The organism is Mesorhizobium sp. M2A.F.Ca.ET.039.01.1.1 (assembly GCF_003998035.1).
Taxonomy (GTDB): Bacteria; Pseudomonadota; Alphaproteobacteria; order Rhizobiales; family Rhizobiaceae; genus Mesorhizobium.
In genome coordinates, this window is sequence record NZ_RZRY01000055.1 from 1 (window position 1) to 16,877 (window position 16,877).

Sequence of the window (16,877 nt, forward strand, 5' to 3'; positions counted from 1 at the left end):
ATGATGCTGACACGCCCCTCTTCGATCCGGGCGGCCATCAATCTCTTTGCGATCTTTGTCGCAATGTACTTTTCCGAGTTGGCCTCCTTTTCGCTGTCCATCGACGAAGAGGTAGCCGCCTTCAGAACCGATTCTTCGATCTGGATTGCCCAGGGGCGTTGGGGGGCCTACCTGATCGAGAGGTTCCTTATCCCAAATCCTGTAATGCCATTGCTGGCGCCGGCCATCTTCGGCGCCGGATGCGTTGCCGCTTACCTGCTCGTTATGGACATCATCGACAAGCATAGGCTTTCCATCGCCGAATATGCTTGTTTCACGATCTTCTGTGCCTTCCCGACCTGGTTCTTCATCGTAGAGTTCTACTCCAACATCGCCGCGGTCGGGATCGGCCTGGCTGCCAGTGCTCTTGCGATTTGGCTGATCAACAAGAAAGATATCCCGGCAGATGGTTCGCGCTTCTTCGTTGCGATCGTTGCCGGCGGTTTTGCGATCTCGATCTATCAGAGTTTCGCACCGGCAATCCTGGTTTTCGGCATTGTTGTCTGCGTTCTGCGGGCACGGGCCGGCATTGAAAGTTCGCTGCCGAAAGACCTGACCCGCGCCGGCGTTCTGGTAGCGGGCTCGGCGATTTTCTACGCCGTCGGCAATGCAATCTTCAAATCGTTCACCTCCAAAAGAAGTGAGTATTTCGAGTCGCTTTTCCAGCCGGGCTTCTTGTTTCAGCATCCGGTCGTGGTGACGGGCCGGGTGCTGGAAGCGCTCGGAGGGGCGCTTGGCCTGGACCGCGGCACTTACGGTGTTATTTTGTGGGCAGTTCCGCTGCTGATGGCCCTCGGCGGCTGGACGCTTTTCAAGGAGTCGTCACGCTCAAGGTTGCTGCTGCTGGCAGCCGCTTTGGTCTGCCTGTTCATTCCTTTCGGCGTCCACGTTCTGGCGGCAGGCACCATGCCCGTCAGAAGTCTCGTAGGTCTGCCGATAGCGGTCTGGCTCTTCGTCTACCTTGGGGTGACAAGCAGCAATGCGAGGATCGGCATCGTGTCGGCAATCCTGCTTGGCGTGGTGATCTTCCAGATCCAGGTGATCCAAAACTATCGCCAGGCGTCCAGCTATCTTGTCGACAAGCACGACACACTCCTGGCCGCGGCTATCTACGGGAGGCTGACGTCCATGCCCGGCTTTGACGCCAAGCGCTCCTACGCTCTGAGCGTGTTCGGCGGGCTGCCGTTTACCACCAACTATCCAAGGCCCCCCAGTTCAACCGTCGGGTACTCGTTCTTCGAGTGGGACGGGGGCAATGCCTGGCGCATCACCTACTATATGAAACTGCTCGGCTACTCCAATCTGAACGGTCCGACGGACCAGCAAGTCGATCAAACAATTGTCCGGCTCTCGACGATGCCTGTATGGCCCGCACCTGGCAGCCTGGAAATACAAGGCGACATTGTATTGATCCGGCTTGGCGAGGGCCCGAGCTACGCAAACCAACAGGCACTCGCAAGGGTCGCCAACCGCTGAAGGACGCGGCAAGGCTCATGTGAAACTCCTTCGATGCTGCGCGAGTTGATCACGCCGCCGAGATTGTTTTGATTGATCGTGCCGATGTCCAGTGCCGGGTTCTCCAAATCAGGGAATCGACCATAAACACCGAGATCTTGGAATAGGCTTCAGATGGATCAAAGATTTCAAGCCACGTGCCCGATTTGCTCGGAGAAACGAACCTTCGTCGCGCCTGACGACTATGCCGGTTGCAGAGACGGGCTAAAGGCAATCGGTTGCCCGCTCAACGATTGCGTCACGCGAGAAAGGGCTGCAGCAGCAGTCCTTTTTTCAATGTTCTCACGAGAGCAGCTTAAGGAACTTCGGGTTCATGAGGCGGCGCCTGGCGAGCGAGGTTTATCGCTCTGGCTTTGGTACAATATCACGAAAAAAGTCTTCTCCGGCTACTATCCCGACAAGCCTTTCGGGACGATGGTCGGGCATATCAGGAACGAGAACCTGGAGGCGCAAACCTTCCCCGACAGATGCTTCGACCTGGTCGTGCACCTGGACGTGATGGAGCACCTGTTTGAACCTTTCAAAGCCCTGGCGGAGATTTTTCGGACCTTGGACTTTTGGCGGCATATGCATTTTCACCGCACCGACCTATCCCGAACGCACGGAGTCGGAACAGGTGGCATTCCAATCCTCAGATGGCGTCCGCATTTTCGGAGAGCCCGAATATCACGGGAACCCGCAGGACCCGTCGGGTTCGCTCGTAACGTGGCGCTACGGATACGACCTGCCGCTGCTCATTCAGAGGCGCACGGGGTTCGACGTCGAGGTGAGAAGAATGCAGTCAAAGGACGTTGCCGTCCTTGGCCCCATGACCGAGGTCTATGTTCTGAGGAAGCCGGGATAGGGTGACCAACGATCGGCCGGGACCTCGGACATCGACGAGCTGGGTCGCGCCTCTAGACTAAAGCGCGTCGCGATCCTTCGGATTCGCTCCACGCGCTTTAGATTTTTGATTTTACGCATGTCTTTATCCCGAAACCGGTTCCCATTTCCGGGAGACATGCTTTAGCACAGCAAGCCTTGCAACATTTTGTGGCAACAAGCTCGTGTTCGCTCCTGAATCCGTTGGAAAATCATGAATCGCTAATGACATTATGGCTTCGGTGATCGAAGCTGCAGACTTCCGCTGAGAGGTCGACTTCATGACGATCATCCTCCATATCGGCGTCCACAAGACGGGCACGAGTGCGCTTCAAGCTTTTTTAGCTCGAAACGCTGCTTTGCTTTTGCAGCACGGAGTCTTCTACAAGCCGACAACCTCCGAGTGGCCAAATCATAACCCATTGGCTGTGGCATTCATGCCAGGGTCAAACGATCATGGCCCGACACGGCTGGCAATGACGCTGGCAGAGGCAGAAGGCAAAACGCTGCTCATCAGCTCGGAAATGCTTTGCGAGGCGGGGGTAGATCTCGATCTGTTTCTATCATGCCTCGAGGGGCACGACATTCGGGTCATCGCTTATGTACGTCACCCAAGCGACATCGTAGTCTCAGCTTTCAATGAGGTGGTCCGGCATTATGACACGCGCTGGACTCGCCCGCTGAACGAGCAGCCCTTCGCCTATGACCCGTCGCAGTTGGACATTCTTAGGCGCTGGTTGAAAGTGCCAAATCTGACGCTGGCCCCCTATGATCGAGCGCAGTGGGTTGAGGGTTCGTTATTCAAGGACTTTCTCACCATGATCGGCGTTCCTGGCGATGGGTTCGACCACAGTCAAGTTGAAGGGAACGGATCACTGCCCTACCCTCTGATCGAGGCCCTTCGGCAAGTGAATATCGCACGCCCTTCTGCCGACCAACACCGCCTGCTTGTCGAACTTTTTCGGACGATCCAAAGCGAGCCGGGAGAGTATCCGCTGACTGCGAAAAATGTGAGGTACTGCATCGACCAGATGCGCGATGCATTGCCTTCCTACCGGCCGCACTTTCGCCCCGGCTTTCAAGAAGATTTCCTTTTTGAGCGACGGCATGAGCCAGAACGCGGATGGTTCAGTTTGCAACAGTCGGCTAGGGCAAGAGTGACCGGATTTCTTGCAAGAGTGGGCCGCATTCGTTTACTTGATGCCGGTCTATTGTGAAGCCAGGACTTCGTCCCTTTCGACGAAAAGGAATGCGATCCCGGGCGCGGTCATTCTGCTCGCACTATTTCAGGGCCCTTAAGCCGAATTGCTCATACAGGCTCTGCACATATGCGGCAGCCGCAGCTTGCGCTGACGCCCCGAGGTGGAAACGCGCGATCGTCTCCGCTTGCACTTTGGCGATCTCTTGCAAGTGCCTGCCATCGAAGCGGGTGACGCTCGACTGATGACGGCGATGCGAATTCAGTGGCCGGGGATCGAACGCGACCCCTCCCTTCTCGAGCAGCCGCAGGTAAGCGACCCAATCGCCGGCGTCCCGATAGGAAGCGATCTCTTCGAGTTCCCCCTGGAGAACCTCAATTAGCGGCGCTCGACGAAACAGTACCGCGCTGACGTTGGGGATCGTGTTTTTGAGATAAAGTGCCTCGGCAATTTCCTGGCGTCCGTCGACGACGTAGGGTTTGGCCCAACGAGACCGGTCGATATCGGATACGTAGTCCAGATAGTCCTCGCTCAAGATTCGCCCATCGCCGTCCATCTGCCGTGACTGGCAGTAGCTCATGACGACATCGCGTCGTTCGAAGGCGGGCAGAAGTTTTTCCAGGAGGTCGGGATCGGCGAGATCATCCGCTTCGGCGATCCAGACGAAATCGCCGCGCGCAGCTTCAACGCCACGCATCCATTGACGGAATACCGAGCCTGAATTCCGCTCGTTCCTGACCAACTTGGCTGGAATATCGCAGGTGGCCAAAAACTGCTCGATGGTTTTGACGCTGTCATCCGTCGAGGCATCGTCGAGCACAATCAACTCATAAGGTCGTACCGTCTGCCTCACGATCGAATTGAGACGCTCGATGAGATATCTATCGTAGTTGTAGTTCGGCACCACGACGGATACCCGCGGCAAGGGCCTTCCGGCATAGGCCAGCAGATCATGGAGATAGTGACTGAAACCAAACTCCTGGCGGACAATTTCACGGCCGATCTTTGCCAGATGTTCAGCTTCTTCCGAATTGTCGAGGAGGCTGCAAACAGCCCTAGCCATCGCATCCGTGTCGAACTTGGGGACAAGGATACCACAATCGCGCTTTAACAGATCCTGGAAGCCTCCAGCACCTTCGAAGGCGACGACCGGAACTGCCGCGTCCAGTGCCTCAAGCACTACCGAAGGAAATGGATCTTCGCGCGACGTCAAGACATATATATCAGCCGAGAAATAGTAATCTCTGGGATCCTCGACCAAGCCTATAAAGACAAAACGATCCTCAAGCCTGGCATCCTTTATTCGCTGCATTTGAAATGCTTGCAGGGCATGATCGACATGACCGACCCAGACGGCAGCTGCATCCGGATGAGCCCTTGTTATCTTGAGCCCGGCGTCAACGAAAAGATCGAGCCCTTTGCGGTGGTCCCCGTATCCGACCGACAGAATGATGCGGGCGTCCTCGCGTAGGCCGAGTCTCTTGCGCACCCGATCCCGCACCGCAACGCGATCTTCTTCTCGAAATGGCGTGCGAAAATAGGAACCCTGCGGACGAGTCACCGCTCGCCCGGTTGACCTGCCGACGAAATTCTCAAACCCGGATCGAACAATTTCGGCGGGAAAGACCAAAACGTCGGCGTGTTTCGCGATCGCGGCAGCATTCCGCTCAAGCCCGTGGGATTTCAAGATGCCCGGCAGTTCGTGAATAAGCGAGACGGTGCAAAAGCCTGCTCTCCTCAGCAAGGGAACGAGAAGCCCGGAGACCGTCGTATTGACCACCGCCATCTCGGCCCCGCCGCGTCGGATAGCCTTAAGGCGCTCCAACACCTTTGCCTCGGGTTCCGCCGCAAGGTCGATTATATGCACATTGGCCACTTCCGCGAAGCGAGGAAGCAGATTGCCGTGGCCCAGGGTGATCAACTCGGACTTGAAGCCAAGCTCACCGAAACCTCGTGCCATGTTCATAGCGAGCATTTGCGCGCCGTGTGGGTGTGCGTCGTGCGAGACTACAACGATGCTTTTCCCTTCACGACCCACTGCCTCCAATGCATCGCGGGTCGCCTGGAGGTAAGCATAGCCTGTCTGCGCATCCGGTTCGAGATGCGCGCCCTCTGCCCACTCGTTCCAGGCATTGACAAAGACCAGTCTTTCACTCGGCTCGTCGATGCAGTTTATTGTGTCCTTAGCGGCGTTTTCGAGCCATCGCTTGTAGAGATCTGGCGTATTGTTGATGAAAGCCGTTCCGTTATTCTTGCGACGGGCGGTATTATCCCAGCCTGGGCAGACGGAACGGAGCAGCTTGTACTCACGCGGAGGATATGCTTCGCTGCGCTCCGGAAAGACAGCCCAGTCATAGACAGTCGTCGCGAAGTCGTCACGTAGGCCCACGACTTGACCGGTCACGTTCGGGGGCGCGGAGTTGTTCGGCGGAAATTCGACTGCGGCATCGAAGCCATAGTGTCTCGGATCGTTCTTCTCGAAGGATTGAGTGTAAGCGAGATAGATTTCGCCGACGCCGTTATCACGACACCATTGGCGCCAGCGCGAGGCCGTTTCGCTGGCGTCCGGCAGCAAGCTCGGCCGGTAAACCAAAAGCACCGGCTTGCCGTCAATTCGGATATATCGAGGGTCGCGCAGATAGGGCGCCACTTCTTTTATAAAAGCGAGATCGTCCGCTGGCGAATGATTCTGAGCTATGAGGATCTCGCTGTCGAGCCCGTCCCACCGGCGGGACCAGTTCTCGTTGGCCCAACACAAACAGAATGGAAGATCCAAATCCCTGTCGTTGAGCCAGTTCTCCAATGGTTTTTCGAGTAGCCTTTTTCCTGCAAACCAATAGAAATAAAAGCAGAAGCCCTCAATTCCGTATAACTTCGCCAATTCGATCTGGCGGCGTTGCACCGCTTTGTCTCTGAGATCGTAGTAGCCAAGCTCACCCGGCACATGGGGCTGACAATGTCCCAAAAACTGTGGCTGCGCGGGTTTGACATTGACCCATTCCGTAAAACCCTGACCCCACCACTCGTCATTTTCCGGGATTGGATGGAATTGCGGAAGATAGAAGGCAATTACGCGCACCGGCTTATTCGCCACTGGCTCGGCATTCAGCAGCGGAACGTGTGTGGGCTTCGGCGCGCCCAAGCCGACAGGTGCTGTGCTGGCAATTGCCGCTAATCCACCATCATAAGAGTTGGAACTCCGCCAGGCCCTATAGGCGGTCGTCCTTTTGAAAAGAAACGGAAAGAAACGGAAAACAGCGCCTTTAAACTTCTGCTTTGCGGCCGTCGGCATAGGAAGCCGATGCCAAGAGGCGTAGGCTGCCCGGCTCAAACGCTTACGACCTGACACAGGAATACGCGCAACCGCGGCGATACCGTATCCGATAGCACGAACTGGCTGCGTCGTTCGCCAAGACGTACTGCCATACACCGCGTCAAGGACATCATGCAGCCGCTTTTCCTCGGCACGGGCGTGATCGCGGTCCATCTCCAGCCCGGTTGCGTTGGCGCGAAGAGCGGCGTTCTCGCGCTCAAGTTCCTCGTATCTGGCTGTGCTCTCGTGAGCCTGCCAACGCAATCTGTCGTGCTCGGCCTGCAGATGAGACTGTATAGTCGCTGCCTGGCTAGCTTGGTTCTGCAGCTGCTCGATCTGGAGCGCGCGTTGATCAGCCAAAGACTTCAGACCCGCCAATTCCTTGGCAAAAGCTGTCTGATATTCCTGGAGCTCTAATCTGTGCGCGGTTTCCTCACCAAGCCTTTCAATCTCGGCCATGCTTTGCTCGGCCTCTGGCACGAGCCGCGTGACTTCGGCGTCGCGCTCGCCAATTAAGCGATGAAGTTCAGCCTTCTCTCCAGCGAACTGTGCCTCGCGCTCGCCCCAGTCGGCTTGTCTTTGCCGCTCCAGAGCGGTCAAAGTCTCAATTTCGTCGGCACGTTGCCGGGCCAGTTCAGCGCTGTCGTTTGCGACCATTCGCAGGTCGGCCTGCGCTTGCGCCGAGATCCGCTGTCGTGCCTCAAGCTCGGGAAAGAATGCGTCCCCGAAGATCGGCGATACTGCGTCGAATTCGGCCTTTACCCTATCGAGCGTGGCAAGCGCCTCAGCGTCCTGTCCGTCGTTACGAAGCGCGGTCAAGGCGGCATGGGTGTCCTTGACCCAGTCGGCGATGCGTTCGTCGGCCAGAAGTTGTGCACCGCCTGCGATATGGTGCTGATGCTCTCGCGAGAGGTAGGCATCCACATGGGCCGCAATGTCGTCCACAGTCCATGGTTGGCCGATGGCCAGCACATCCGCTATATTCCGGATTTCAGGACGCCAGTCCTGCATAAGCGCTTCGTAGGAGAGGAAGACACGCGGCTTGCCGCGTGTGGCGGATTCAGCCTCCAACTCGTGGCGCAACCATAGAAGCGCCCCAAACCCCGGTGTGAAGCCATCTCGCTTGCCGAGCGAGGCAATGACCGAAAGCGGGTTACGCCCAGTCAATACATAGCGAACATCGATCTCCATCGCCTTCAGGATGTCAGCGTAGAACGGCACAAAACGAGATATCCGCGGTTCCTTCAGTACGAAGAGCGGAGCTTCACCGTATTCTTCCTCCAGGATGCGAGCGATCTCCGCGCGGTAGAATTGGGCACGAGGCTTGCCAAGGTTGGCCGCGTCGAAGGCGCGCCAATCATCCCAGCGACTACCGGCTTCCGCAAGCATCTGATCATTGAGAGCGTTCAATGCTGCCGGTTCCCAGTAACCAGTCGCATTGTTGCTGTCTTTTGAAATTAGGTTCTTCGGTAGCTCGGCGCCAACTAGGCTGATCACCCTCGTCAGCGCACTCGTGCCCGAGCGATGCATGCCGAGCACCATGACGCATATGCGCTTCGCCGGCTTCGTCTTCGCTGACCTGGCTTTAGCGCGCTTCTTTGGCGCCGCTTGGTCCGCCGGCTGCGCGGTCGCATCGCGCAGTTGCTCCGGTGATGGATTTTCGTTCATGCACTCAATGCCTGTTTCGTCTCGCTGCGCCCCAGCCGCCGAACAACCTTCTCCGTCGCCTGCCGCCACCCCGGCGCTCGCCACCCGAACACACCCTCAAACTTCGCGCTCGACAGCCGCGAATTTTGCGGGCGCCTCGCCCTGGTCGGATAATCCGCCGTGGCGATATCGCGCACTTTCGCATAGGGGCCACCCAACGCCCGGCTTGTGTCGAGGATGTGGCGGGCAAAGCTGCTCCAGTTGGTGTCGCCCTCGCCCGCCAGGTGGTAGACACCGAAGGCGGCGAAATTCCTGTCGTCCCGCAGCCTCGCCGCCGCATGCAGGATGGCGTCGGCGATGTCGAGCGCCGAGGTCGGATTGCCCCATTGATCGGCGACGACGGCGATCTCGTCGCGATCGGCCGCCAGCCGTAGCATCGTCTTGACGAAGTTCCTGCCGAAAGGGCTGTAGACCCAGGCCGTGCGCAGGATGATGTGGCGCGGATCGGCGGCGGCCACCGCCTCCTCGCCGGCGAGCTTGGAGGCGCCGTAGACGCCGAGCGGCGCGGTGGCGTCTGTCTCGACATAGGCGCCGTCCTTGGCGCCGTCGAAGACATAGTCGGTCGACAGATGGATGACGGGGACGCCGAGCCTTGCCGCGGCTTCGGCCACCTTGCCGGCGCCGGTGGCGTTCACCGCGAAGGCCAGGTCCTTATCGTCCTCGGCCTGGTCGACGGCGGTGTAGGCGGCGGCGGAAACGACGATGTCCGGCCTTGCCGCTTCCAATGCCGCGAGCACTGTGTCGGGCCGCGCAAGGTCGAGCCCCGGGCGGCCGACGGCGACGACTTCCACGCCTTCGCGGCCCCGCGCCGCCTCGACCAGGCTTGCGGCGACCTGGCCCTCGCGTCCGGTGACGGCAAGCCTCACGTGGTCACCTTCCTGCTCTCGGCCGCGATCCCGGCCGGGTTGCCTGCAACCGGACTGTTCTGGCTGTTTGCGGCCGCACCGTGGCCCAGCCGCTCGCCGGCGTAGCGCTGCTCGCGGATCGGCCCCCACCACCATTTGTTGTCCAAATACCAGTCGACGGTCCTGGCCAGGCCGCTGTCGAAATTCTCGCGCGGCGCCCAGCCGAGATCGCGCGCGATCTTGGAGGCGTCGATCGCATAGCGGCGGTCATGTCCAGGACGGTCGGTAACGAAGGTGATCAGGTCGCGATAGCGCTTGCCGCCGGCGCGCGGCCGCCTCAGGTCGAGAAGATCGCAGATCGCCTCGACCACGCCGAGATTGGTGCGCTCGGAATTGCCGCCGACATTGTAGCTCTCGCCCGGCCGCCCCTTGGTGGCCACCAGTTCCAGCGCCCGCGCGTGATCCTCCACGAACAGCCAGTCGCGCACATTGGCGCCGGCGCCGTAGACCGGCAGCGGCTTCTCGTCGAGCGCGTTGAGGATAACCAGCGGGATCAGCTTCTCGGGGAAATGGTAGGGGCCGTAATTGTTCGAGCAGTTGGACAGCACCACCGGCAGGCCGTAGGTCTCGTGCCAGGCCCGCACCAGGTGGTCCGACGCCGCCTTCGACGCCGAATAGGGCGAGGACGGCGCATAGGGCGTCTCCTCGACGAACATGCCGCCGTCGAAAGGCAGGTCGCCGAAGACCTCGTCGGTCGAGACATGGTGGAAGCGGAAGCCCGCCTTGCGCTCCTCGGACAGCCCACGCCAGTATTCCAGCGCCGCATTGAGGATGCGGTAGGTGCCGACGATGTTGGTCTCGATGAAGGCGCCGGGGCCGTCGATCGAGCGGTCGACATGACTTTCGGCGGCCAGATTCATGACGATGTCGATGTCGTCGCGGCGCAATATCTCCAGCACCGCGCGCTCGTCGCAGATGTCGCCCTGCTCGAAGCGATAGTTGTGCGCGTTCTCGATCGGCCGCAGCGACGCGAGATTGCCGGCATAGGTGAGCTTGTCGAGATTGGTGACGCGGTTGGCCGGGTTGGCGCACAGGTGCCGGCACACGGCCGAGCCGATGAAGCCGGCGCCGCCGGTGACCAGAAAATTCAGCCTGCCCTCTTCCCTCACGCGAAAACCTCTGCCTCGCTCAGCGGTGGCGCCTTGCGATCCTTGTCCGAGAGCTGGAAGTCACCGGCAAGCGACGGCCACGCAATGCCGATGGCGGGGTCGTCGAAGCGGATCGACCGGTCATGCTCCGGCGAATACGTATCGGTGACCTTATACAGAATCTCGGTGTCCGGGACGAGCGTGACGAAGCCGTGCGCGTATCCCTTCGGCACCAGGATCTGGTTTCCCTTCTCGGCCGACACCTCCAAAGCCGACCATTTTCCGAAAGTCGGCGAAGACCGGCGGATGTCGACGACGACATCGAAGACGCTGCCTCGCACGACGCGCAGCAGCTTGTCCTGGGCGCGGGGCGGTAACTGATAGTGCAAGCCGCGCAGGACGCCGGCGGCCGCGGAGTAGGAATGGTTGTCCTGCACGAAGGTCAGGTCGATACCGGCCTGGGCAAAGCGCTCCGCATTCCAGGTCTCGCAGAAATAGCCGCGCGCGTCGCCATGCCGCTTCGGCACGATCTCCAGCACGTCCTCCAGGCCGAGCGTCCTGACCTCAAGCACCTTGATCCTCCATCAGATCGGCGACCCGCCGCCGCAGATAGGCCGCATATTCGTTCTTGCCGAGCCGCGCCGCGCGATCGAGGACCTCGTCGGCGCTGATCCAGCGCTGCTCCAGCGCAATCTCCTCGGGGCAGGCGATCTTGATGCCCTGGCGATGCTCGATCGTGCGCACGAAGGACGAGGCCTCGAGCAGGCTGTCATGCGTGCCGGTATCCAGCCAGGCATAGCCCCGGCCGAGGCGGTGGACATGCAGCTCGCCGCGCTCGAGATAGACATTGTTGACCGCCGTGATCTCGAGCTCGCCGCGCGCCGAAGGGCGGATGGTCGAAGCAATGTCGACGACGTTGTTGTCGTAGAAATAAAGACCTGTCACGGCCCAGTTGGACTTCGGCTTTTGCGGCTTCTCCTCGATCGTCAAAGCCCTGCCGGTGACCTTGTCGAAGGAGACCACGCCATAGCGCTCGGGATCGTCGACATAGTAGGCGAAGACGGAGGCGCCGCCGTCGCGCGCAGCCGCCTCGCCGCAGAGCTGCGACAGGCCGCCGCCGAAATAGATATTGTCGCCGAGAATCATCGACACGCTGTCCTTGCCGATGAAGTCGCGACCGATGATGAAGGCTTCGGCGAGACCATTGGGCTCCGCCTGCTCGGCATAGCAGAGCTCCAGGCCGAATTCCGAACCATCGCCCAGCAAAGCCTGAAACACCGGCAAGTCGCGCGGAGTTGAAATGACGAGGATCTGGCGGATTCCCGCGAGCATCAGCACGCTAAGCGGGTAGTAGATCATCGGCTTGTCGTAGATCGGCAGTATTTGCTTAGATACAGCTAATGTTAGCGGATAAAGACGTGTTCCGCTGCCGCCCGCAAGGATAATTCCTTTCAACAAGCTCTCCTTGAACTACCGCGGCCCCCGCCTCGATGCCAAGTTGCCCGTGCTTAGGTTTCGGGCACCGGCTTGTCAATGTCGGGTTTGCTTCCTTCCTGACGCTGGTTCCACTTTCTATCATCCGGCACGCGGTGGTTTCGAGCGAAATCCGACTGCGGCATGAAAAAGGGCCGGCGGGCGCTTGTCGCCCGCCGGCCCTTCTTTCGTCGATCGCGATCAGCCGCGCTTGAGCAACGCCCACACGGCCGGCACCAGGCTGGCGGCCAGGGCCACCTTGATCAGGTCGCCGGCGATGAAGGGCAGGACGCCGAACTGCCAGGACTTTTCCGGTCCGATGAGCATCGCCAGCCAGGCAAAGCCCATGGCCATCATGACGACTTCCGCCGTCAGCATGGCGCCGAACAGCTTGAACGGGCTGCGGTCCCAGCCGCGGTCGGCGGCCCAGCCGGCGATCGCGGCCATGACCACGAAACCGGCGAGATAGCCGCCTGTCGCGCCCAGCATATAGGCGATGCCGATGCCCTTTTCCGGCGTGCCCTGGAAGACCGGCAAGCCAAAAGCGCCTTCGGCAAGGTAGAGAAGCAGCGTCGCGACGGCCAGCCGCAGGCCGAAGGCCGAGGCGATCAGCAGCACGGCGAGCGTCTGCAGCGAAATGTCGACCGGGCCGAGCACCACTTTGGTCTTGGCCGAAAGCGTGAGCAGCAGGGTTCCGGCAAGCGCCAGGAAGAGCTGGGTCGCGAGCCGCGCGGCGCCCCGCTCCGGCAGAGTGAGAGAAACGAGCGGACGCATCGTGGTTGCAATTGCCATGGTCTTCCTCATTCTGGCTGATTCATTGGGTGGCTGATTTGCTGGCTTCAAAAACTTTCTTGATGCATGTCGTTGTCCCAAAACCGCTGCGCACTTTTGGGCGACATGCTCAAAAACTTTCTTGATGCATGTCGTTGTCCCAAAACCGCTGCGCACTTTTGGGCGACATGCATTGAATTTCCTATATTGGCTTCCGTATCGGGCGGCAATCATTTTGCCGCATTGCAAAGGAATCCGGCATGGCGCTTGAGTTCGATACCAGCTTCGACCCGGCCTACGGCCGGGCGGTCACGGTTGCGCCGGATGTGCTGCGCATCACTGCCGGAAACCCGAGTCCGTTCACCTTCCACGGCACCAACAGCTATCTCGTCGGTCGCGACACGCTGGCGGTGATCGATCCGGGGCCGGAAGACGACGCGCATCTCGAAACGCTGCTCACGGCGATCGCTGGCCGGCCGGTCAGCCACATCTTCGTCAGCCACACGCATCGCGACCATTCGCCGCTGGCGGCACGGCTGAAGGAGCGCACCGGCGCGCCGACGCTTGCCGAAGGCCCGCACCGGCCGGCACGGCCCTTGCGCATCGGCGAGGTCAATCCGCTCGACGCCAGCGCCGACCTGGCCTTCGTGCCCGATATCGCGCTGGCCAACAATGCCCTGACCGAGGGAGACGGCTGGGCGATCCGCACCATGCTGACGCCCGGCCACACCGCCAACCATGCCGTGTTTGCGCTCGAGGGAACCGGCATCCTGTTTTCGGCCGACCATGTCATGGCCTGGTCGACCTCGATCGTCGCGCCGCCGGACGGCGCCATGGCCGACTATATGAGCTCCCTCGACAGGCTGCTGGCGCGCGAGGATCGTCTGCTGCTGCCGGGCCATGGCGGGCCCGTGACCGCGCCCCAAAGGTTCATGCGCGGCCTGAAGACGCATCGCAAGATGCGTGAAAGGGCGATCCTGGAGCGCATCCGCGCTGGCGACCGGACGATCAGGGAGATGGTCGCAGCGATCTATCGCGACACCGACCCCCGCCTGCACGGCGCCGCGGGGCTGTCGGTGCTCGCCCATCTCGAGGATCTGGCCGCGCGCGGCCTGATCGCCACCGAAGGCGACCCGGCGATCGACGGCATTTTCAGTCCCGCCGGCTGATCACTCGGCCGGCGCCGCGCCAACCTGCCCGGCGACTTCCTGGTCCAGCTCGCCGAGGAAATCCGTGATGCGGGCGGCGTTGTCGCCGAGGTCGTAGCGGCCGTAGCGCGAGGCCGAGCGCATGTCGACGATGACCTGCTCGCCATCGTCGGTGACGCGGATGGCGACGTCGGCCGGCAGTCCGAGCACAAAGCCCTTGGCCAGCGCATTGATCGTCGCCTCGCTCTGCCCGTTGATGTCGGGATAAGGCGCCGTCAGCTGCCAGTCGCGGCGGTCGAGCACGGTTTCGACAGCGTCGACGACGGTTTCGAAGGGCAGATTGTAGCTGTGGCCGCTGACCAGCGGATAGGTATCGGCCTGCAGGCTCTGTTCGCCAGGGGTCGGCGGCGACAGCTCGTTCATGTCGCTTGTCCGGTCGCTGGTGTCCAGGACCGGCGGGTCGTCGAGATCGGTCGAGATGTCGCGCAGCGGCGGGTAGATCGTGGCCCAGTAGACGGCGACGCCGTAGGGCGCCAGAACCAGCAGCGCCAGCAGCGCGCCGACGCTGAGATCGCGGCCACCGCGATCGCCGAAGCTCCAGACCCTCGACAGGCCGAGACCCGCCATCAACAGGGCGAGCGCCGCCAGCAGCGCGACGACCGCAAGCACCCACAGGAAAGGCGGCGTCTCGACGAATCCGAGTCGGTAACCGGCAACGGCGGTGAGCAGAAGGACGAGGGAAAATGCCCCGATCCGCCGCGACCAGCCGGCCGCCCTCGACGTCTGCCGTTCAGGAATAGATGCCATTCTTCGCCGTATCGTCCCAACCCGGGCCGAGAGTTAGCGGTTTTTGGCGCGGGCTTGAAGCCGGAAGATCGAACATTTTCGTCAATCCGTCGGCAGGCGGTAATCCTTGAACTGGGCGCGCAGGCTGGTCTTCTGGATCTTGCCGGTAGCGGTGTGCGGAATTTCGCCGACGAAGGCGACGTCGTCGGGCATCCACCATTTCGCCACCTTGCCACTCATGAAGGTGAGGATGTCGCCCTTGCTCGGCTCCCGACCGGGCTTGCGCACGACAACGAGCAAGGGCCGCTCGCCCCATTTCGAATGCGGGATGCCGATCGCCGCCGCCTCCGCCACGTCCGGGTGGCCGACGGCGAGATTCTCCAGGTCGATGGTCGATATCCATTCGCCGCCGGACTTGATGACATCCTTGGCGCGGTCGGTGATCTGCATGTAGCCGCTGGCGTCGATATGGGCGACATCGCCCGTGTCGAACCAGCCGTCGGCATCGAACTGCTCGGCGCCGGCGCCGCCATAATAGGCGCGGGCCACCGCCGGACCGCGCACCTTGAGATGCCCGAAGGTCTTGCCGTCCCAGGGCAGCGCGTTGTTATCGTCGTCGGTCACTTTCATCTCGACGCCGAAGGGCGGAAAACCCTGCTTGCCCTGGACATCCAGCCGCGCCTCGCCGGTCAGCGTCTGATATTGCGGCTTCAGCGTGCAGAGCGTCCCCAGCGGCGACATCTCGGTCATGCCCCAGGCATGCACCACCTGCACATCGTAATCATCCTGGAACTTTGCGGTGATGGCGCGCGGACAGGACGCCCCGCCGATCACGACCTTGTTCAGATAGGGCAGCTTCTTGCCGGTCTCTTCCAGATATTGCAGCAGCATCATCCAGACGGTGGGCACCGCGGCGCTGAACGTCACCTTTTCGGTGTCGAGCAGTTCATAGATCGAGGCGCCGTCCATCTTGCAGCCCGGCATCACCAGCTTGGTGCCGATCATCGGCCCGCTCTGGCCGAGGCCCCAGGCGTTGGCGTGAAACATCGGCACCACAGGCAGGACGACATCGCGCGTCGACAGGCCCATCGCGTCGGGCATGGCGGCGATCATGGCGTGAAGGACATTGGAGCGGTGGCTGTAAAGCACACCTTTCGGGTCGCCCGTCGTTCCGGAGGTGTAGCACATGCCGGCGGCGGTGTTCTCGTCGAACGTCTTCCAGGCGAAATCGCCGTCGGCCTCGGCCAGCCATTCCTCGTAGGCGACGGCATTGGCCAGAGAGGTTTGCGGCATATGTGCCTGGTCGGTCAGCACGATCACCCGGCGCAGCGATTTCACCGCGCCGGCGATCTTTTCCAGGAGCGGTACGAAGGTGAGGTCGACGAAGATCGCCTTGTCCTCGGCATTGTTCATGATCCAGGCGATCTGCTCGGGAAATAGCCTCGGATTGAGCGTGTGGTAGATAGCGCCGATGCCCATGATGCCGTACCAGGCTTCGATATGGCGGGTCGTGTTCCAGGCAAGGGTCGCGATGCGATCGCCGAGCACGAAGCCGTCACGCTCCAGCCGCTGCGCCGCCTTGAGCGACCGGCGATGGATTTCGGCGAAGGTAGTGCGCACGATCGGACCTTCGATCGAACGCGACACGACCTCCCGGCTGCCGTGCTGGCGTTCGGCGTGGTCGATCAGCTTGTGGCAAAGCAGCGGCCATTCCTGCATCAATCCGAGCATCTATTTCCTCCCCTTTGCGCATTCGCGTCGTTTGTTCCGCACATTGTGGAACGAACCGGCGGATTGTCCAGCCGCCATAAGTCGAAGCCCGTGGATGGATCGAAGAACCGGGAAAACCGCCATAATCCGGCCATCCTCGCCGTTAAGTTTCGTTAACGGGCTGGGTGAGATTGGCGAATGGAGTGGTTCGCATGGACGCGCAGCTCGACGAAAAAGCCCTCGAAAGCACGCTTGCCGAAAGTCTGGACGATCTGGCGCCGGACATCAAAACCGTTTCCGAAGATGAATTTGCCGAAGTCGTCGGCGGCGCGCTTGAAGCCGTCGGCGGGACGCTGCTGTTC

Annotated in this window: 11 protein-coding genes; 3 read left to right on the forward strand and 8 right to left on the reverse strand. The window is 60.8% G+C overall.

All coding sequences use genetic code 11. The features are described from left to right. Together EOA24_RS07285 and EOA24_RS07295 are read left to right on the forward strand one after the other, a co-directional pair. Positions 1-1,515, forward strand: a 1,515-nt coding sequence (locus EOA24_RS07285) for a glucosyltransferase domain-containing protein (RefSeq protein WP_127409698.1), incomplete at its 5' end; no start/stop codon positions are given. A gap of 1,181 nt (positions 1,516-2,696) precedes the next feature. Beyond that, positions 2,697-3,632, forward strand: coding sequence for a hypothetical protein (locus tag EOA24_RS07295; RefSeq protein ID WP_126078442.1), 936 nt, complete (start codon positions 2,697-2,699; stop codon positions 3,630-3,632). Positions 3,633-3,696: 64 nt separating this feature from the next. On the opposite strand, the gene EOA24_RS07300 is transcribed toward EOA24_RS07295, so the two are convergent. From EOA24_RS07300 to EOA24_RS07325, 6 genes are all read right to left on the reverse strand, one after another. Continuing rightward, positions 3,697-8,595: a glycoside hydrolase family 99-like domain-containing protein gene (locus EOA24_RS07300; protein ID WP_126078443.1), complete on the reverse strand. Its 4,899-nt coding sequence runs from the start codon at positions 8,593-8,595 to the stop codon at positions 3,697-3,699. Continuing rightward, the gene (gene rfbD, locus EOA24_RS07305) at positions 8,592-9,500 is read right to left on the reverse strand and encodes a dTDP-4-dehydrorhamnose reductase (protein WP_126078444.1); all 909 of its coding nucleotides are present in this window, start codon (positions 9,498-9,500) and stop codon (positions 8,592-8,594) included. Before rfbD ends, EOA24_RS07300 begins: the two co-directional genes overlap by 4 nt. Then, on the reverse strand, positions 9,497-10,630 hold the full coding sequence (gene rfbB / locus EOA24_RS07310) for a dTDP-glucose 4,6-dehydratase (RefSeq protein ID WP_189343329.1): 1,134 nt from the start codon (positions 10,628-10,630) through the stop codon (positions 9,497-9,499). The genes rfbD and rfbB overlap by 4 nt, the downstream gene beginning before the upstream one ends. Positions 10,631-10,644: 14 nt before the next feature. Continuing rightward, on the reverse strand, positions 10,645-11,199 hold the full coding sequence (gene rfbC / locus EOA24_RS07315; RefSeq protein WP_126078445.1) for a dTDP-4-dehydrorhamnose 3,5-epimerase: 555 nt from the start codon (positions 11,197-11,199) through the stop codon (positions 10,645-10,647). Further along, the gene (rfbA, locus tag EOA24_RS07320; protein WP_126078446.1) at positions 11,192-12,082 is read right to left on the reverse strand and encodes a glucose-1-phosphate thymidylyltransferase RfbA; all 891 of its coding nucleotides are present in this window, start codon (positions 12,080-12,082) and stop codon (positions 11,192-11,194) included. The genes rfbC and rfbA overlap by 8 nt, the downstream gene beginning before the upstream one ends. A 219-nt stretch (positions 12,083-12,301) precedes the next feature. Then, positions 12,302-12,892, reverse strand: coding sequence for a biotin transporter BioY (locus tag EOA24_RS07325; protein ID WP_126078447.1), 591 nt, complete (start codon positions 12,890-12,892; stop codon positions 12,302-12,304). Positions 12,893-13,131: 239 nt separating this feature from the next. Here EOA24_RS07325 and EOA24_RS07330 point away from each other — a divergent pair, with 239 nt between their 5' ends. Next, entirely contained in the window at positions 13,132-14,040 is a 909-nt protein-coding gene (locus tag EOA24_RS07330) for an MBL fold metallo-hydrolase (protein ID WP_126078448.1), read from the forward strand. On the opposite strand, the gene EOA24_RS07335 is transcribed toward EOA24_RS07330, so the two are convergent. After that, positions 14,041-14,826 carry a DUF1499 domain-containing protein gene (locus EOA24_RS07335; protein ID WP_126078449.1) on the reverse strand — a complete coding sequence of 262 codons (786 nt, stop codon included), beginning with the start codon at positions 14,824-14,826 and terminating at the stop codon, positions 14,041-14,043. An 81-nt stretch (positions 14,827-14,907) separates the two neighbouring features. Continuing rightward, the gene (locus EOA24_RS07340) at positions 14,908-16,536 is read right to left on the reverse strand and encodes a fatty-acid--CoA ligase (protein WP_126078450.1); all 1,629 of its coding nucleotides are present in this window, start codon (positions 16,534-16,536) and stop codon (positions 14,908-14,910) included. Positions 16,537-16,877: the final 341 nt, after the last annotated feature.